This is a genomic window from Gardnerella sp. c10Ua_31, assembly GCF_055700915.1.
Genome location: NZ_JANUYG010000003.1, coordinates 153,062 through 169,664, shown reverse-complemented (window position 1 = coordinate 169,664; position 16,603 = coordinate 153,062). Strand labels below are relative to the sequence as shown.

Below are 16,603 nucleotides of genomic sequence, written 5' to 3'. Positions count from 1 at the left end.
GCATGGTTGGCTTTGTGCCTTGATAGTCTTTCCCGCATACGCGGGGTGTATGCCGTACATGAAAATGTGCGGCTTTTTTTATACACGAAAGGATAAAAATGCCCGACTATGATTTTCGCGCTAAAAAAGACGCGCCAATGTATTTGATGACGCGCGACGTTGCCATACTTTTGGATTTGAAAAAATCCGCGGTGTTGCGATACTTGACGACGGCGCGGCGTCATTATAAGGACGGGTGTGTTAAGCCGTTTGATTTGCCGCTGCCTGACGCGCTGGCAGGCTTTAATTTGCGCGCACCATTGTGGCGTTATGATACTATCCGCGAGTGGGCAATGCGCCGTCCTCAAGCGCCTGTAATACTGCCCAAGAGTGAGACGGACGGCTTAGCTTTGCTGCGCGAGTATAGCGAAGACGCGAAAGATTAAAAAAATTTTATTCACCCCCTTGCTAATGTTCCCACATTGTGATAATATTTAGTTATGAAAGGAGGTGAACATGGAAACCAAAGATTGGGTTGCGCTCGCGCTCAACATTCTAACTATCATCATTATGATTTGGTTAGATTTGCGACACGACAATAAGCGCAAGTAAAAAACGGGGGTTCCAACCACGCATATTGGCTAGAACCCCTAGTCCTCAATCTTTCCACACGATTATGAGTAGAGCAAGAGTATTAGGTATTATTTCGGCAATATGCGCTGTTACTGCGGTAACAAACGTTATTTTGCAAGTGCCATTCGCTGGTATTGGGTTCACTCTAGCCGCTGGCATTGCTGGCTTATCTGCTGGCTTAACGGGTAGTAGTAAGGAAAAATAAAAGGAGCCTATTATGTTAGATGAGAACGGTCAAACAGTACTCGTATCACTGCATGACGTGGCGCGGCTTCTTGGCGTGGGTTATGATTCTATGCGCCAATATCTCGTGCGCTCTAGGCGTGCAGCCTTAGAAGGTCAAAGCGCGAGTGAGTTACGTGGTTTAATCCCACTACCAACACACTCAGTCGGTGCACTAACAGCAAAGCCCGCGTGGGATTATGACATGATCCGCGATTGGGCAGCACGCCGCCCGCATCGCCCCGTAGAGCTGCCATCATCATGGCAAGAGCTGAAAGAGGCTGTTGGTAAAGCAGCTAAAACTGAGTCAAGTAATCAACAGTAAAAAGTAAGGGGTAGGCAAGTTTTTTATTTGCCTACCCTATTATAAAAAGAATTAGCGTGCGCGATATGATACGCCACAACGCGCTCTGACTGCCGCGTGTGCGCTCGCTTTCATGTCCTCTACGATGCTACTGCAGCCACACTTCTCGCACGTGTAGGTTTTATCCCATGTGTGAGCGGCGGCTGGAGCATTACACTTAGGGCATACCCCTATAGGGTGTTTGATTTCATCGGGGGTAGTGAGCGTATCATAGTCGCGTTCTATCGCACGCCATTCTCGCAAGTCATAGACTGCGGCTGGCAGCTGCGGAATTTTTTTCGCATTCTCCCCTAGTATGCGCAACGCTGGCATAAGCGGCAAGCATGCGTAACGCGAATCAACCTGACCAAGCACACTACAACATTGCGCGTGCATAAGGTCAAGTAGCTTCAGCGCGCGAGTATTCAACGGCATTGGCGGCACGCCGCGCGACGGCGTGTGACCTAGGTGCGTGAGCCTAACCTGTTTATACGCTATTTGACGCACGATAGTAACCTGCGCTGGCAACGCGCGGATTATTTTCGCGTAAGTGTGACGGCATTCACGGCAAAGTTTGCGCTCGCTACTATCGTGCATTCTTTTCCTTTCTTTCAACGATTATTATACGCTTTAAGCCAGCTTCATACGGTTCTATTCTGCGGCATCAATCATATCTTCCAAAGCTTCAATAATTTCGTCTGTAGCATCATAAACCATTCTGAACTGTTCCCATATTTTACTAGCGTTGCTAAAATTATTGTTCTCAAGAATGTAGAGTTTGTTGGTTATTGCTCTGTAAAATATGCTGTTTTTAGTGATAAGTTTTGGCATCGTGCCGTTATCTCTTGCATCTATTGCGCACGCCAGCGCTTTCTTCAAGTCTTCTACGCCGCCTTTTTTCTGCCAACGAAAAACGTATTGGATTACTTGTGCCCAGTCGCCTGAGTAGTAGCGGCTGATGTCGAAGCATTCGAAGTGCGTTTCGCCGTCATCGTATTTGTAGTATTCTGGTGTTTCCATATTGTCCTCCTATTTTGTGTGGTTTGGTTCTTCTAGCGGCATTCGCGGCGTGCAATACCCGTAGTCTTCTGTTAAGTATTTGCGGATCAGCTCATCGTATGCGTCTAAGTATTGGATTGCATTGTCTGGTACGTGTGGCGCTATCTCGCTATAGGCTTGACTCAATCGCTCTCGCACGCGCTCAATCGTCTTGTTTTCTGCGTAATGTTTACTGCCATTATTTCTCCAAAATGTTTATCGTCTTCCACTCACTATCTAGCACAGTTCACCACGCATTGGTCGTGCGCTCGCTTTCCATGATGCGTTCCCCTGAGTCTCGTAGTCGCCATGTGACTATTTGCGCGTGCGTGTTGGTTACGCCTTGCAAATAGTCGTGTACGATTTCACCGTTGGCGCGCACTGCGATAACACTTGCTCCGTCTAGGTCGCTGGGGTGCGTGTAGCCTAGTGCGCGCAAAATGCGTGTTAGGTCTAGCGGTGGTTGCTGAATATTTTCTTTTTCCATTCTTCTGCGGTTGTCGTGTTTTTAATGATTGCTTTTATGTGCTGCTCTGTTAATCCTGTTTGCTTGCATATATAGCTCATTGGCATTCCGTCCGCATGCCATTGGCGGATTAAATCAGCTATCTTTTTTACTACCATTTGCGCCTCTTAGTATGCTGATCGTTGCCTGTTAGTTCGTTCATGTACTGTTTTAAGTCACCGCTTAAGTCACTGCTTAAGTATGAGTCGTTACTTGTGCTTATGTGCTGATATAAGTGGGTTTGTATTACTGTTGTAAGTATTGCGTGAGTTTGCCCATACCCTGACCACATTGGGATTGCGGTTGTGACGTGTTCTCTGATGATTACTTGTGTTAAATATTGTTTTTTCATTTCTTGTTCTCCTTGTTTTCGTGTGCTTCTTCGCGCCAGCGGTTAGCGTCGTAGATCATGTTTTTAAGCATGTATAAAGGCATTGTCACGTATTGCTGCCCAATGCCTTGAAGGGTGCTGATGCCGACACCGTGTTTTTTGTGTATGACCGCATAGTAGAAAGCATTATCGTTATCTGCTTCGGTTTCCGCTTCGCGCATGTATTCTGCTAGTCGCATTCGTGCTTCGTTTTTACATTCGAGTACCATGCGATGCCCGCAAAACGTGACGCCGCTAATGTCTCCACGGTCGCATGTGCCGTTAAGCGCGCGCCGTTCGATAGTTTCATCGCATAGCTTGTCTTTTAAGTATTCGACGATGGCGGTTTCAAACGCCGTGCCCTTCTGTTTTTGTCTGCTCATTGTTTAGTCCTTGAGTTTAATCACGATGCGTTTTACGCCGTCCTCCACTGGTACATCGTCTGGGGGAATCCTTATTTCTTTTAGCGTTTGGAACTCGCAAAATTTTCGGAGGATTTCTTCAAGTTCATTCTCATCTTCTTTATTGTTTTCAGTATTGGGTTCGTCACTTGGCGCTTCTTTATTTTCTGCGTCGGGTGGGTTTGTTGCGATTGCTTTTATACGCTTATATTCTTCTTTTGAAACGTACGTAGAATAGTTAATCTTGTATGCAGCTTTATCTGGATCGCGATATTTTGTTAAAGTGAGTTGTGGTTGGATTTCTGGCTTGAGGCTGGTTTTTAGTATGTCTAGCACTTTTTCGCCATTCTTGGGGGCGATATAGTATTCGTTTACTTTCATTTTGTGTTCTCCTTTTTGTTTGGTATGAATTTTGCTTCGACTAGGTATTCGCTCATGCATGGTGTTAGGCGTGCGTCGTAGTGTCCGCCTCGTGGTTTTTTGAATGCTACGAGTCCTCCGTGTCTGATTTTGGAGACTAAGGCGTTTGCTGTGGAGCGTACGGGCGTGGTTGCGACTTGCTGCCAGCATTCTGGGTGCATGCGGCATGCTTTTGCCTGCTCGGCGTACTTGCTGCGACGAGGCTTGCAGCGCTTATGCGCCACGCTAGCGGCGGCGGAACGCGCGGCTTTGCGCTCTGGTATTACTACGGCTTGCGGCGGAGTGTATGGCGCTGGCTCATCAACTGTCGGATCGTATGACCTCAGTACGCCTGTGTTTACCTTAAATATGGTTTTGTCTACTGCTATAAGTGGTTCTGGCATTTCGCCTGTGAATAGGATTTTGAGTCGCTGTCTGAGTGTGAGTTTCATTTTGTGTCTCCTAGGATTCTGGGTCGGGTTCGGCGTCTGGTGTTCCCCATTCGTCGGCTTGTTGTTGCGTATTCCATGGATCTGATTGGGCGGCAGCTTGTGGTTGCGCGTATGGCGTGAATCCTGTTTGCGACGCTTGCGTGGGTTGTGTGTTAGCGAGACTTCCGTGTTTCAGTGCGCGCCCAACTTCGTTGACGGTTAACTCTAGGCTTGTGCGTTGCACGCCTTGCTTATCCGTGTAGTCGCGTTGCTCTAGAGTGCCTTTTACGATTACGCTCATGCCTTTGTCTAGTTCGGCGGCGGCGTGTTCGGCTAAGCCGTTCCATGCCGTGCAGCGGACTTTGGTTGTTGTAGCATCTACCCAGTTGCCTGTGGCTTGGTCTTTGACTCTGCGCGTGCTGTAGATTACGATGCGCGCGAGTTTGGTGCCGCTTGGCGTGGTTTCTAATTCTGGCTTGACGGCGAGGTTGCCTGTGATTGTAGCGGATATCATTTTTGCTCTCCTTGTTGTTGCGAGGCTTCTTGAGTTCTCTTGGTGCTTTGTTCGCGTATCCATTCGCGCGCTTGCTTCATTATTGTTTGCGGATTACTGAGGATTGCTTCCGCATCAGCGTAGGTCATTGCTGATGTTGGGGTTGGTAGTAAGTTCTTTTTAAGATAGTCGTCTGCTAGCATTCGACTTAAGAATCCTGCACTATGTAATAGCTCCATGATTCTTTCGCATTGTTCTCTTGTTGCTTGAGGTGCGAGTGGAGATTTTGACTGCTGACCTTGCTGATATAGTTGCCACGCTGTGGCTTTTGATTGCTGAGGCTTTGCCTCGTCTACGATTTCAGCCTCAACAGTTTCAGCATTTTGTGTAGGTTCTACATTTTTTTCTGTTTCTTCTACTCTTGCTTCCACGTCGTCAAGGTCGCTCATTTCATCTGGCGTGTAGTCAATTCCACATAGTGCTTCACTGCAAGCGTCGCGCGCGCAATCTGTGATAGCACGCTTTTTTAACATTGTTGCTGGCTGCTTAATATAGTTACTGTTGTTTAACAGTCCCATGCGCTGCGCCCACGCTCTGTCGCGTTTTGACACAAACGGGTGGTCTGGGTCGTCGCGTCTAATGATTGTGCATATTGCGGATTCTTTGCCAGGGGTTTCGTTTACTTCGATTCGTAGCTTGTGCCCTGCTTTGCGCACTTGTGCGGCTATAAGGCTTGCGCTCATTGTCGGCTTGCCTTTTATTACGTTGATTTCGCTTAGGCTTTGTATAGGCGAGATTCCAACGCTTTGCCCTAGTGTTACTGCTACGAAAACGTCGGCTGGCTTATTGCGAAAAGCTTCTGGCACTAGCGTGGATTGCGCATATAGGGCTGCTATGTCTTTTTGCTCGCCAATAGTGAGATCACTACTCATTTTTGCCTTCTTCGATTTGCATTGTAACTGGGTTTATAATGCCGTTAAGCTCGAGTGGCTCACTGTTATAAGAGCGGTCTAATCGCACTGTCACTACTGCGCCGCGGCCGTTCTTGTATTCAACACCTTGTGGAATTTCGCCATCGTGAGCGCGAATTAGCTTGTCTAAAAACTCTGGCTCTAATGCTTCGTCGCGTGGCATTATGGTCTCATACCATGCATCGCGGCCGTCGTCTAACGTCCATTGGATTTGTCTTAGGATTGCGGCGTATTTTCGAGGGTCGTTTACAACGTAGTGTCCTTCGCTGCCTTTGCTTATGCTGATTGTTCCTACGGTTTTATTGTTGAATCGTAGGTCTTCTGTTGTTCCTGCGTCGGCATTGTTTGCCCACACGTTTTTGGCGGTTTTGAGCGTATTGTCGATGCGTTTTGTCCACTTGGTTAATGTGGCGATTACGGCGTATAGCTCGCGTGGACTGAGCTGGCTTAATTGGTCTTCAAGGTCTGTGATTTCTTTACTCATTTTCTACTCCAGCTAGTTTGTCAATTATTCTTAAAACGCGGTCTTCTGCTACGCATTGCGCATGGTAGGCGTCTTTTGCGGCTTTTTTAAGCTGAACGTGTTCGTCGTCGAATTGGTCATCGAGTTTGCTCCATTTGCTAGTTGCTTCACGTTCTCTTGCTCGGATTTCTTCAAGTTCTTTCCATGCTTGCGTGAGTTCGGGCTGTGCTTCCATCTCTTTGTCAATTTCTTTGCACAGACTCACGTGTTTTAATACTGCTTCCGCGTATTGGTCTAACGCTTCGTCTAGTTCTTTGCTAATCATTTTTCCCTCCTTTAGTCGAGTAGTAGGTCGAGTAGTTTGTTGTAGGCTTTCTGGTATTTATCCGTGTAGTATTTGATAACGCCGTTTTCGTGTATTTTGTTGTGGCGTTGTTCTTTTAATGCTTTGCGCATTTTCTGCGCCGCGCTGAGGATTTGTTTCTTATTTTTCATTCTGACTAATGTTGTCTTTCAGTTCGACGGCTACTTGTAAGGCTATGCAAGCGTCTTGTATGGCTTGTAGCAGCTCATCACGCTTGGCGGTTTCATGCTTTTCTAGGCGGGTGAACGCGAGGAATTTTTTAGCATAATCCTTCTTTATGTATCGTATGAGAACGCGGATTTTTTCACTTAAGGGGTCTGTGCAAAACTCGTGGTCACTTAGTAGCTCATTGCGGATTGATTCTGTGAGTTTTGCAAACTCGTCGGATTTTTCTTCTATCGTGGATTCTGGATTGTCGCATGTTTCTACGAATGCTTTTAATGCTTCTTGAGTGCTCATAATGTCCTCAGATTGTTTGTGGGATTGGGATATTGTGTGCTTCGAGTAGGCGCTTCATGGTTAGGAGCGCGCCGCCGAGGACGCTTATTGTGTACTCGCATTCGTCTAGTAGATTGTCTGTTTCTTCCAGGTTGTAACCTAGGCCAAATGCGCATGTGCTTATTTCAGCGTCTCGCACTTGTTTTGGCGTGAGTAGCATGAGTGTTCCTTTCGTTTAAGGGGGCACGGTTGAGCGTGTGTTTAGGAGTTTGTTTTTGTTGGAGTATTCCTATAACCGTGCCCTTTGTGCGCGTGCAAAGAGTCGAACTTTGCGCCTCTAGCTTGTGCTTGAGTACATTGATGGGGTGAAACAATTTCAAGAGATTCCGTCTCAGATTTTTGTTTCGCTAGAGTGCCGTTTTACGCGCTTAAATTTTGTTAGTTTATTTTTTTGCCGAGTTGTTTAGTCCACCATGTTTTGGCGCTTTCTGCGTCTATGAGTAGTGTGGCGCCTCGCTTGCTGTCGCATGTGGCGGCTTTTAGCTTGCCGCGTTGGATTAGCTGTTTTACCATTGGTATGCTTAGCGAGTACATGTTGGCGAATTCTTTCACACTGTAGGCTTTTTTTACTTGCTTGTTGGTGTAGATTCGTTCGATTCGGTCGAGCTGTTCGTCGAGTTTGTCGAGTCGCTGGTCGTAGTGTTTGATGATGTCTCGGCTTGTGTAGTCTTGTGTGTCCACTCTTCGTATTCCTGGATTCTGTTTTGTTTAATGGTTTGTACTGTGCCTGTTAGGCTGATGAGGATTATTAGTAGGCCGACTGGTAGGCACATGTATTCTGGCGGTTGGATTAGTACGGTGGCGGCGAGTAGGATTCCGCCTATTGTGAGTATTGCGTATAGTGTGAGGCTGAGCCTGTATGTGATTTTTTTCATTGCTGTGCTTTTTTCTGTTCGATTTCGTATGTGGCGTTAGCAAAGCCGATAGCGGAGATGATGGCGCCTGCGAGCGCGGCGATTGTTGTTAGGTCGGCGGCGCCTTGGTGTGGAGCGGCGACGATAATGGCTGCCAGGAGGAGCATTATGCTGGCTGTTAGTGTTAAGTGTGGATATTTTCTAGTGAGCATTTTTAGTCTCCTTTTGTTTTTTGCATGTTTGCTAGTTCGTCTTCTAAGTGGATTTTTTGTTTGTATACGGTCATTACTGCCGCGTCTGCGGTTTGGTATGTTTCGGTTGCTTGTTTGAGTTTTTCTTTCACGGTTTTGAGGTTTGTTTTTGTTTCTTTTGTTACGTTTGCTGCGAGTTCTCTTTCGGCTCGTTCGCGGTCTAGTATGGCTTGTAGTCGATTGTTTTCAGCATTGTGACGGTTTTCTAATACTTGTGCGAAGGCTGCGTTTATGTGCGTGAGCTGCTGTTTTAGTTCTTTGATTTTGTCGCTCATTGTTATTCCACGTTTTTGAGGATTTTGTAGAGGAAGTATGCGAAGAACCCTGTCATGCTTAGTGAGACAACGGTTGTTTCTATTGCGTCAATTAGGTGGTTAATGTTTTGTGGTGTCATTTTTTGCTTCTTTTGCGATTAGGCGTTCTAGGTAGTTTCGCGTGGCGTCGAGTTTGTCTCTTGCATTTATGAGGCCGTTGCGTGAATGCTGGTAGCCCCAGTCGCTTTCTAATGCTTCAGAGATTTTGCGTGCTTTTCGTTGTTCGATGCCTATTCGCGCTTCGAGGTTGTTTTCTTTTGTTTTGAGTTCTTTGTATTGTTTGTTGAGTTTTTCTAGTTTTTGTTGTGTTTGAATGTAGTCTGGGTTTCCGTTGGCTAGTGCGTCTTCCATTTCTTTGAGGCCTTGTTCTGCTTCGTTGTAGTCGCGTGTGGCGGTTATGAAGTCTTGCGTGGCTTTTTCAATTTCTGGTGTCATTTTCTGCTTCCTCGTTGTCGAGTTCGTTTATGTTTTTCACGCTTGTTATGTAGATGATGTTTTTAGCGTGTTGATTGATTATTGTCGTGTTTGTTTCCTTATCGCTCATTAGCTTTCCTTTGCTATGTACATTGGGGGTATAAAATACTCAACTGGCTTATGCAATACAGCAGCTAATAGCGCTATATCTTTGAAACCAAGCGGAATCTCTCCCCTTCTCTTGCTTCTTAATGCGGTCTCAGACATTTTTGCTTTCTCAGAAATGTTTTTAATTCGCATTCCACTTTCTTGGATAGCCTGCTCTAATCTGGCAGCAATCCATTGAGTTGCTTTATTATCTTCATCTTCGTTTATGTTCATATAATCATAATAATGTCTTTTTAGACATAATGCAATGCGGCGGCGTGTCTATTTAGACATATTTATGTCTAAAACTGCTATACTTACAATATGAACAAATTAGAAGATAGAGCCGAGCTATTTGCTAAATCAGTCGGCAGCGAGATAAAAGCAATGCTAGTGGCTAAAAAAATAACACAACTAGAAATCTGCCGCGCATTAAATTGCCAACAAAGCAACCTGTCAAAATGGCTCAACGGAAAACCAAATATCCCTATTGAAGTTGCTTATAAAATCTGTGAGTACGCTGGCACCTCGCTAGCTGATATCGTGAGCATAGCAATAATGCGAGTAAAGATTCTCATTCCTGATGATGATATTGAAAATATTGCTGATGACATTGCAGCAAACATACAAAACTACACGCTAGCCACATATAAGTCACCGTATCGAGATGAAGAAAAACGAGGTGGTGAAGGACGATAACGCTAAATGACTTATATCAAGAGGCGGCAAAACAGAATATAACAATCCGCGAGCGCAACCTGCCTGATGGATATTATGGCGTTTATTACCAACCTAAGCGCTTAATAGTGCTTGATGATGGGTTGTTAGAGTATCAGCAAAAGTGCGCATTATGTCATGAGCTTGTTCATGCGTACTACGGAGATGATGGCTGTTTTATATCAACTAAAGCTGAAATCAGAGCTAGGAAGGTTACGGCTTTAAGGCTGATTAGCCTAGAGGATTACAAAGCGTTAGAGAAGATTTATTCAAATATGGATTATCTTATTGCTTGTGAATTGGAGGTGACTCTTGAGATTCTTCAAGATTATAAACGCTATTATCTTGAGAATTTATTTTGCGAAAGCACTTGTTATAAACCTGTATAACTTGTATATATCATGTATATTATTGAGTTAAATCAATACAACAATATTATTTAATACAATAACACTCATTGAGTTAAATCAATGACCAGAGTATTATTATAGATTGATAATTTAGTATAAAAAAATCCTCATGCTCACATCGGGAAAGATAGAAAGCATGAGGAAGAACCAAACAAGTTCCGCGACTATCTTACATTTAGCCGTGGAGGAAAGACGGCAACGATGGGATACTCGAACATTAAAAGGGTTTTTGCACTCGGCGAAACTGGTAAACTATCAAAATTACGCGGAGGAAAAGTAACTGTTAACCCATTCGCTTTTACAGTATTACTTTGCATGGCGGCAAACTGTTACGATTACCCAGCTACGGGAACGATAGCTAATAAATCTCTGGCTTGTAGGTATTATCAAAGAGGTTGGAGGCATATAGCAAAATCATTAGGCATGATTCAGCTGCCAAATGGAAATAAGAGATCCCAGCCAAATTTAGATGTTGCAAGTATAGTAAAATCTCGTGAGAATACGGCACAAAATCGTATTAGTCAAGCGTGGAAATTCCTGCAAGAGCAAGGTCTTATAAAATGTATAGAGCCAGCGTCATTGGGTAAAAATGCTGGCTATTTACTAACAATTGCAGATGATGAAGAGAATAGAAAAGTTGAGGATTGGGCAAGATACTGCCTTGGTATAACTGATACTCTAGGAGAACCCCAACAGCCTTCAAACACTACGCCTAAAGAAAAGCCTCAAGCGCCAGTAAGACACTTTATAGGCTTTAGAAGCCAAACGTGATAGAATGGTAAGTGGATTAAACCTCTGTTTCTCTCTCTGGATAATTGAATAGGTTTCTCAAACCAAAAGCGCGTTAGTAGTTTTTTGCATTTTCCTACTAGCGCGCTTTACTTATAAAAATAGGGCACGGTTTTTAACGCCGTACCCTAGAGTCTCCACTTACACATGGCAAGCGAGTTACACATAATACTACTCCCCAAACAGCCTGCCGCCAAGCGCCTCAGCTTGTTCACGTCGTCGTTCGTCCGCCGCGTGCTGATATACCATAGCAATCTTCGGATCTGAATGCCCTGCCATATCCATAAGCTCTTTAACAGTCGCGCCACTCTGTGCAAGCCACGTTAGGCAAGTGTGGCGCAAATCATGAAAATGCAAGTCGGGGCGGTTTGCCGCAAGCTTCGCCTTATCGTAGTAGTATCGTAGCGTGTTCGTGCGTATAGGCGTTGTTTTATCCGTTCTCGTAGGGAATAGCCAATCGTCCTTACTTAAACCCTGCTCTTTCACAAACTTTTTCAAACATTCAACCAGTTCGCCTGATATAACCTCGCAACGGTTACTGTTCTCAGTTTTCGGCGAGGTAGTTAAAACATTCGCGTTAGGAGTAGTCGCACGCGTTCTGCTAATAGTGACCGTATTGCGCTTAAAATCAATATCGCTAACTTTAAGCGCGCAAATCTCGCCAATACGAAACGCTCCCAGCGACGCTAGCAGCACGCTAGGCGCATACGCTTCTGGCATCTCTTCGTAAATTGTTTTAACCTCTTCAGGCGTAGCAATAACAACCTTGTGATTACGCTCTACTTTAGCCTCCCCAACAGTAAATGGGCTGATTTTCAAAATAGGAGGCTCCCCGTTCAAACTAGGACGCAAAGCACTGTTTACTATAGCGCGTAATACTCTCATCGTAGTCCTAACCATGTCTGGCCGCGATGAATCTAAACTGCCCCTAAAATCATTCACCATCTGAGCCGTAATGTCCGCGAGCGCAACCTCTCCTAATATGGGTTTGATGTGATTCTCGTACGCTTTGGTGATGCTGTATTTTGTGCTTGCTTTAAGAGGTTTGCCTTTAACGCGCCTATTCTCAAGCCAGCTTGGAAAATATGCGTTGAAAGTAGTGCGTTCTGCTATCTCGCGTCTTTTAACCTCTTGAGGGGGCACCCATATGCGCTCTTCTATCTCGTATTCTGCCTTGCGTAGCCAGTCTTCGGCTGCGCGCTGCTGCATGATAGGAAAACTCTTAGACTGCACTTTAGGCAATCCCTGCCACAAGCTGAACGCATACATTGGCGTGCGATACCGTGCCACTATCCTAGTCGGATTTTGTTTGTTTGGCCTATAGCTTAACGTCCCAAAATCTTTTACCATTTTCACTCCTTGTACTCAAATGCTTAATGTGCCAAACGACACACCAAACGACACACTTAGTATACATAATCCGCGCGTGTTTAAGAGGGTAAAAACAAGCTAGACACGCCGTAAAAATGGCGGAATATCAACGATAATCGTTGGAAAATCAACGAAAACTCAAAACGGCTTTATTTCAATAAGTTCAAATCAACTTGATCTAACGGAATAACCTTAGTGTGATACTTAATCTTGTATCCAACATAAAGCACAATGAACAGCGGAACAGACATATAAGTTATGCCAATCGCTTGCCAATTAAGCGTGTGGAACGATTCAAGATCTTGGCCAACAATAACCAAAATGCACAATACAAGAGCAACAATAGGACCGAATGGATACCACTTAGCTTTATAAACAAGGTCGTCCAAAGACTTTCCTTGAGCAATATACGCCTTGCGGAACCTGTAGTGCGCAGCTGCGATTCCTGCCCACGCAATAAATCCAGTCAAACCACTTGCAGCAACTAAGAACATGTAAATTTGCGTTCCAAAAATACTCATCAAGAATGTTAAAAGAGCTACAACAAACGTTGCAACCAAAGATTGCATTGGAACACCTCTTCTATCTACGTTTCCAAACATCTTTGGAGCGTGATTATCTTTTGCAAGAGCGTAAAGCATTCTAGTAGAAGCGTACATTCCAGAGTTTGCTGCCGAAATAACAGATGTAAGCACAACAGCGTTCATAATTGTTGCTGCAACTGCCAATCCTGCGCGCTGGAATACAAGAGTGAATGGGCTTATAGAAATATCGCTAGCTTCCGATCCAAGCAAACTTGGGCTTGTGTATGGAATAATGCATGCGATTACAAAGATTGCAAGAATGTAGAACAAAACAATACGCCAGAACACTTGCTTTACAGCCTTTGGAATGCTCTTATCTGGTGTTGCAGATTCTCCTGCTGTAATACCAATAAGCTCTGTTCCCTGGAAAGAGAAGCCTGCAATAGCAAACGCGCCTAAAACAGCTGGAATTCCGCCAGCAAATGGAGCATTCTTATGCGTAAAGTTGCTTAGCAATGGCGCTTTTCCACCTAAAATGCCAACAATCGTAAGCAAACCAATAGCAAGGAATATAATAACGGTTACAACTTTAATAATCGAAAGCCAATACTCGGTTTCTCCAAAGCACTTAACAGTAAGAATATTAATCAAAAGAATAATAACAAGAACTGTTAGGGAGAATACCCATATTGGCACCTTAGGAAGCCAATATTGCAAAACGATTGCTGCAGTGCTTATATCTACAGCAACTGTAATTGCCCAGTTAAACCAGTAATTCCAGCCCATTGCAAATCCTAAAGCTGGATCAATAAACTTTCCAGAATAAGATGCAAAAGATCCACTAATTGGCATATAAGTTGCCATCTCGCCAAGAGATGTCATAAGAAAATAAACCATAATGCCGATTGCAGCATACGCTAAAAGCGCTCCCCCTGGGCCTGCCATGTGGATTGTTGCACCGCTAGCTACAAATAAGCCTGTTCCAATGCTTCCACCCAAAGCAATCATGGAAATGTGGCGTGTTTTTAGACCGCGATGAACGGTTTGAGATTCTGTAGTTGATGAACTGTTGTTACTCATTGTTTCCTCCTTTTGACAATATTCAAACAGAGGCAAACAGGCAACAGTATGCATGTCGATAGCACTCCGCAGCAAATTGCCAAAATTGCTGCGACAGTCCTTGGCCTATTGAGCCAAGTCCCAGCTTGTAAGCTAGAAAGAATAACCTACAAACTTCGGCGCTCTCCCCTTTTGCAAACCACTTAACGCCTCTTTCTGGCTAATGATTGCTACTCTTGTTGAGCGCGACCTCTGGTCGATGTGTTTTATTATTAAGATAGGCAAAGACAAACTCTAGACACTAACCGATATTTATTCAGATTAGACTAGATTTTCTACTTATTTTGATTATTTTTTTCTGTATTTTTTATGGATTTATCGGAAATTTTACGACTATATGCATTATGTCTGCGATATTTATTTATTTTTATTGGCGATTTGCGATTCATTGCGCCAAAAAGCGTTAAATCAAACTTTACAGACATTAATCGCATCGCAACTACTAGCACAACAATAAGAGTATCTAAAATCATCTCTGTAATAACATCAAAACACCCTGCACGTTGCGCTTTTACAACAAATACTGTTAAAACACACCCAACTGCAGCAGGAAGCGCATACCAATGCTTATCTCGAACAATTACAGGAACTTGATTCAAAACCATATCTCGAATTAATCCACCACCAAGCGCCGTTGCCATGCCCAAAAACACAGACGCCATTCCAGACATGTGAAAATCCAGCCCCTTAGCAGTGCCATTTACAGCAAAAAGACCCAATGCTAAAGCGTCCAGAGTTAACATAAACCACTTCCACTCATCAATTTCTAGATGAGCGAAAGCAACAATAACACCAGAAGCTAGACCCGTAAAAACAAATCCCCTATCCGCAATTCCTACAGGAGGCAAAGCGCCAAGCAAAACATCTCTAACAATTCCACCACCCAATGCTGTAAGCCAAGACGTTGTAATTATTGCAAAAATATCGTAGTTCTTGCGAATAGCCCACATTCCGCCAACCATTCCACAACAACCCACAGCTATGTATTCAACAACAAGGAAGAAAACGTTGTCACCTAATGCCCCTTCCACAATACTTCCTTTCCATGCGCTAAACACTCAAAACAAAATCTAACCAACAATTAACCTATATCTAACCAAGCATACAATTAGCGCGCCACTTGTTATAAACATAAAATGTTATAAACATACAATGACGCGCTAAATAAAATATACTAACGTTTTTTACGACTAATTTTAAACGATTTCAATTCTTAACTAGTCGCACACCTTCCACATCCAGTTGTGAGTGTCTTCAACATCTCCAAGCTGAATTCCAAGAAGCTCATCGCGAAGCTCTTGCGTAAGGGCTCCAACGCCACCATCTGCAACCTTAAGATCGAACTCTTCCGACTTAAACCTGCCGATTGGAGTAATGATTGCAGCAGTTCCACAAGCAAGAACTTCCGTAACTTCTCCAGAGCGAATGTCGTCAAGCAAGCCTTTAAGAGGAATCATAGTTTCAACAACATCATGACCCTTCTCTTTTGCAAGTTGAATAATAGAACGGCGAGTAACGCCTGGAAGAATGCTACCAGTCAAAGATGGAGTTTCCAAATGACCATCCTTGTGGAGCGCAAACATGTTCATGCCGCCAAGCTCTTCCAAATAAGTCTTAGTTGCAGCATCCACAAAGCAAACCTGCTCACATCCGTGCTCAATACCCTTATATTCGCCAAGCAAAGAAGCAGCATAATTTCCGCCACACTTAGCAAAACCAGTTCCACCAGGACCAGTACGGAACCATTGATCTTCTACCCAAATGCTAACAGGCTTTAAGCCGCCCTTAAAGTATGGGCCAGAAGGAGAAGCAATTACGCAATACTCAACCTCGTGAGCTTCGCGAACACCAAGGAAAGGCTCGGAAGCAAACATGAACGGACGCATATAAAGCGTGTATTCGCGCCTGCTTGGAACCCAATCTTTATCTCGCTTAACTAAAGCTGCAACCGACCCAATAAAATCGTCAATAGAAAGATCTGGCAAATACAAACGCTTAGCAGAATTTTGGAATCGCGCAGCATTAATATCTGGGCGGAAAAGCCAAACAGAACCATCGGAACGCTTATAAGCCTTTAATCCTTCAAAGCATTCTTGCGCGTAATGAAGAACAGATGCGCCTGGATCCATTTTCAACGGACCGTAAGGCTCAACACGCCTATCGGACCAGCCTTCTCCCTTGGTCCAAGACATATGAACCATATTGTCGGAGAAAATCTGACCAAATGCTGGCTTATCAATAAGTTCGTTGCGCTTAGCGCTAGAAACTGGGTTGTCGTTAGGCAAAACGGTAAAGTTGCCAGCTAATTTGTTTAACAGAGCAGGATCGCTATGATCGTAAGAACCGTAGGCATCCTTAAACTCTGGAGCGACTTCTAAATCGGCCATTATGTCTCTTTTCCTATTTGCAATTACTGTATTTGTGATTGCTTTATAATTAATGCATTGCAATTGCTTTTAATGCAATTAATGGTATAGATTAGTACGATTCTCAATTAACGCAAGCCCGTATACAAATATTTTTTATAGAAAAACAAGCATTTAGGCTAAAGATTTACGATTTGCAACAAAGAATTAACATAAT

At 44.1% G+C, this 16,603-nt stretch carries 29 protein-coding genes and 1 riboswitch; of the genes, 6 read left to right on the top strand and 23 right to left on the bottom strand.

Translation table 11 applies throughout. The features are described from left to right. The first annotated feature begins 98 nt into the window (after positions 1 to 98). The 3 genes from NYP55_RS05860 to NYP55_RS05850 all read left to right on the top strand — a co-directional run bounded on the left by NYP55_RS05860 (position 99) and on the right by NYP55_RS05850 (position 1,159). Positions 99 to 425, top strand: coding sequence for a hypothetical protein (locus NYP55_RS05860; protein ID WP_472781703.1), 327 nt, complete (start codon positions 99 to 101; stop codon positions 423 to 425). 230 nt (positions 426 to 655) lie between these two features. Then, on the top strand, positions 656 to 817 hold the full coding sequence (locus NYP55_RS05855) for a hypothetical protein (RefSeq protein ID WP_472781702.1): 162 nt from the start codon (positions 656 to 658) through the stop codon (positions 815 to 817). A gap of 12 nt (positions 818 to 829) precedes the next feature. Further along, on the top strand, positions 830 to 1,159 hold the full coding sequence (locus NYP55_RS05850) for a hypothetical protein (RefSeq protein WP_472781701.1): 330 nt from the start codon (positions 830 to 832) through the stop codon (positions 1,157 to 1,159). A 669-nt stretch (positions 1,160 to 1,828) separates the two neighbouring features. Here NYP55_RS05850 and NYP55_RS05845 read toward each other — a convergent pair. The 19 genes from NYP55_RS05845 to NYP55_RS05755 form a co-directional block, all read right to left on the bottom strand. Beyond that, complete coding sequence (locus NYP55_RS05845; protein WP_472781700.1) at positions 1,829 to 2,197, bottom strand: hypothetical protein; 369 nt, start codon at positions 2,195 to 2,197, stop codon at positions 1,829 to 1,831. Positions 2,198 to 2,668: 471 nt separating this feature from the next. Continuing rightward, the gene (locus NYP55_RS05840) at positions 2,669 to 2,839 is read right to left on the bottom strand and encodes a hypothetical protein (RefSeq protein ID WP_472781699.1); all 171 of its coding nucleotides are present in this window, start codon (positions 2,837 to 2,839) and stop codon (positions 2,669 to 2,671) included. After that, positions 2,833 to 3,072: a hypothetical protein gene (locus NYP55_RS05835; RefSeq protein ID WP_472781698.1), complete on the bottom strand. Its 240-nt coding sequence runs from the start codon at positions 3,070 to 3,072 to the stop codon at positions 2,833 to 2,835. The genes NYP55_RS05840 and NYP55_RS05835 overlap by 7 nt, the downstream gene beginning before the upstream one ends. Beyond that, a complete protein-coding gene (locus tag NYP55_RS05830) occupies positions 3,069 to 3,473 on the bottom strand; it encodes a hypothetical protein (protein WP_472781697.1) in 405 nt (134 codons plus the stop codon). The genes NYP55_RS05835 and NYP55_RS05830 overlap by 4 nt, the downstream gene beginning before the upstream one ends. Positions 3,474 to 3,476: 3 nt before the next feature. Next, on the bottom strand, positions 3,477 to 3,872 hold the full coding sequence (locus tag NYP55_RS05825; protein ID WP_472781696.1) for a hypothetical protein: 396 nt from the start codon (positions 3,870 to 3,872) through the stop codon (positions 3,477 to 3,479). After that, positions 3,869 to 4,342: a hypothetical protein gene (locus NYP55_RS05820; RefSeq protein ID WP_472781695.1), complete on the bottom strand. Its 474-nt coding sequence runs from the start codon at positions 4,340 to 4,342 to the stop codon at positions 3,869 to 3,871. Before NYP55_RS05820 ends, NYP55_RS05825 begins: the two co-directional genes overlap by 4 nt. Positions 4,343 to 4,352: 10 nt before the next feature. Then, positions 4,353 to 4,835 carry a single-stranded DNA-binding protein gene (ssb, locus tag NYP55_RS05815; RefSeq protein ID WP_472781694.1) on the bottom strand — a complete coding sequence of 161 codons (483 nt, stop codon included), beginning with the start codon at positions 4,833 to 4,835 and terminating at the stop codon, positions 4,353 to 4,355. Further along, on the bottom strand, positions 4,832 to 5,746 hold the full coding sequence (locus tag NYP55_RS05810) for a recombinase family protein (protein WP_472781693.1): 915 nt from the start codon (positions 5,744 to 5,746) through the stop codon (positions 4,832 to 4,834). The genes ssb and NYP55_RS05810 overlap by 4 nt, the downstream gene beginning before the upstream one ends. Next, complete coding sequence (locus NYP55_RS05805) at positions 5,739 to 6,269, bottom strand: hypothetical protein (protein WP_472781692.1); 531 nt, start codon at positions 6,267 to 6,269, stop codon at positions 5,739 to 5,741. Before NYP55_RS05805 ends, NYP55_RS05810 begins: the two co-directional genes overlap by 8 nt. Next, positions 6,262 to 6,573 (bottom strand): hypothetical protein, encoded by a 312-nt coding sequence (locus tag NYP55_RS05800; RefSeq protein ID WP_102704616.1) that lies wholly within the window; start codon positions 6,571 to 6,573, stop codon positions 6,262 to 6,264. The genes NYP55_RS05805 and NYP55_RS05800 overlap by 8 nt, the downstream gene beginning before the upstream one ends. An 11-nt stretch (positions 6,574 to 6,584) precedes the next feature. Next, entirely contained in the window at positions 6,585 to 6,743 is a 159-nt protein-coding gene (locus tag NYP55_RS05795; RefSeq protein WP_472781691.1) for a hypothetical protein, read from the bottom strand. Next, complete coding sequence (locus tag NYP55_RS05790) at positions 6,733 to 7,071, bottom strand: hypothetical protein (protein ID WP_472781690.1); 339 nt, start codon at positions 7,069 to 7,071, stop codon at positions 6,733 to 6,735. Before NYP55_RS05790 ends, NYP55_RS05795 begins: the two co-directional genes overlap by 11 nt. 7 nt (positions 7,072 to 7,078) lie before the next feature. Continuing rightward, positions 7,079 to 7,270, bottom strand: a complete 192-nt coding sequence (locus tag NYP55_RS05785) for a hypothetical protein (protein ID WP_472781689.1) — start codon at positions 7,268 to 7,270, stop codon at positions 7,079 to 7,081. A 218-nt stretch (positions 7,271 to 7,488) separates the two neighbouring features. Then, on the bottom strand, positions 7,489 to 7,791 hold the full coding sequence (locus NYP55_RS05780) for a hypothetical protein (RefSeq protein ID WP_472781688.1): 303 nt from the start codon (positions 7,789 to 7,791) through the stop codon (positions 7,489 to 7,491). 190 nt (positions 7,792 to 7,981) lie between these two features. Then, positions 7,982 to 8,176 carry a hypothetical protein gene (locus NYP55_RS05775; RefSeq protein WP_472781687.1) on the bottom strand — a complete coding sequence of 65 codons (195 nt, stop codon included), beginning with the start codon at positions 8,174 to 8,176 and terminating at the stop codon, positions 7,982 to 7,984. A 2-nt stretch (positions 8,177 to 8,178) separates the two neighbouring features. Then, a complete protein-coding gene (locus tag NYP55_RS05770) occupies positions 8,179 to 8,490 on the bottom strand; it encodes a hypothetical protein (RefSeq protein WP_472781686.1) in 312 nt (103 codons plus the stop codon). 99 nt (positions 8,491 to 8,589) lie between these two features. Beyond that, entirely contained in the window at positions 8,590 to 8,964 is a 375-nt protein-coding gene (locus NYP55_RS05765) for a hypothetical protein (protein ID WP_472781685.1), read from the bottom strand. Then, positions 8,948 to 9,073, bottom strand: a complete 126-nt coding sequence (locus NYP55_RS05760; RefSeq protein WP_472781684.1) for a hypothetical protein — start codon at positions 9,071 to 9,073, stop codon at positions 8,948 to 8,950. The genes NYP55_RS05765 and NYP55_RS05760 overlap by 17 nt, the downstream gene beginning before the upstream one ends. Further along, positions 9,073 to 9,324: a helix-turn-helix transcriptional regulator gene (locus NYP55_RS05755; RefSeq protein WP_102704623.1), complete on the bottom strand. Its 252-nt coding sequence runs from the start codon at positions 9,322 to 9,324 to the stop codon at positions 9,073 to 9,075. The genes NYP55_RS05760 and NYP55_RS05755 overlap by 1 nt, the downstream gene beginning before the upstream one ends. A gap of 90 nt (positions 9,325 to 9,414) precedes the next feature. Between NYP55_RS05755 and NYP55_RS05750 the strand changes: the two genes are divergently transcribed. The 3 genes from NYP55_RS05750 (at position 9,415) to NYP55_RS05740 (ending at position 10,988) form a co-directional block, all read left to right on the top strand. Beyond that, positions 9,415 to 9,789: a helix-turn-helix domain-containing protein gene (locus tag NYP55_RS05750; protein WP_102704624.1), complete on the top strand. Its 375-nt coding sequence runs from the start codon at positions 9,415 to 9,417 to the stop codon at positions 9,787 to 9,789. Continuing rightward, positions 9,786 to 10,196, top strand: a complete 411-nt coding sequence (locus NYP55_RS05745) for an ImmA/IrrE family metallo-endopeptidase (protein ID WP_472781743.1) — start codon at positions 9,786 to 9,788, stop codon at positions 10,194 to 10,196. Before NYP55_RS05750 ends, NYP55_RS05745 begins: the two co-directional genes overlap by 4 nt. A 222-nt stretch (positions 10,197 to 10,418) precedes the next feature. Further along, positions 10,419 to 10,988, top strand: coding sequence for a hypothetical protein (locus NYP55_RS05740; RefSeq protein ID WP_472781683.1), 570 nt, complete (start codon positions 10,419 to 10,421; stop codon positions 10,986 to 10,988). 189 nt (positions 10,989 to 11,177) lie between these two features. Here the strand turns inward: NYP55_RS05740 and NYP55_RS05735 are convergent, their stop codons facing one another. The 4 genes from NYP55_RS05735 to NYP55_RS05720 all read right to left on the bottom strand — a co-directional run bounded on the left by NYP55_RS05735 (position 11,178) and on the right by NYP55_RS05720 (position 16,407). Continuing rightward, on the bottom strand, positions 11,178 to 12,356 hold the full coding sequence (locus tag NYP55_RS05735; RefSeq protein ID WP_472781682.1) for a tyrosine-type recombinase/integrase: 1,179 nt from the start codon (positions 12,354 to 12,356) through the stop codon (positions 11,178 to 11,180). Between the two features lie 170 nt (positions 12,357 to 12,526). After that, positions 12,527 to 13,981 (bottom strand): amino acid permease, encoded by a 1,455-nt coding sequence (locus NYP55_RS05730; RefSeq protein ID WP_472781681.1) that lies wholly within the window; start codon positions 13,979 to 13,981, stop codon positions 12,527 to 12,529. Positions 13,982 to 14,032: 51 nt separating this feature from the next. Continuing rightward, positions 14,033 to 14,224: riboswitch (Lysine riboswitch) on the bottom strand. Between the two features lie 71 nt (positions 14,225 to 14,295). Then, entirely contained in the window at positions 14,296 to 15,051 is a 756-nt protein-coding gene (locus tag NYP55_RS05725) for a trimeric intracellular cation channel family protein (protein ID WP_032815160.1), read from the bottom strand. Positions 15,052 to 15,237: 186 nt separating this feature from the next. Continuing rightward, the gene (locus NYP55_RS05720) at positions 15,238 to 16,407 is read right to left on the bottom strand and encodes a branched-chain amino acid aminotransferase (RefSeq protein WP_016829565.1); all 1,170 of its coding nucleotides are present in this window, start codon (positions 16,405 to 16,407) and stop codon (positions 15,238 to 15,240) included. Positions 16,408 to 16,603: the final 196 nt, after the last annotated feature.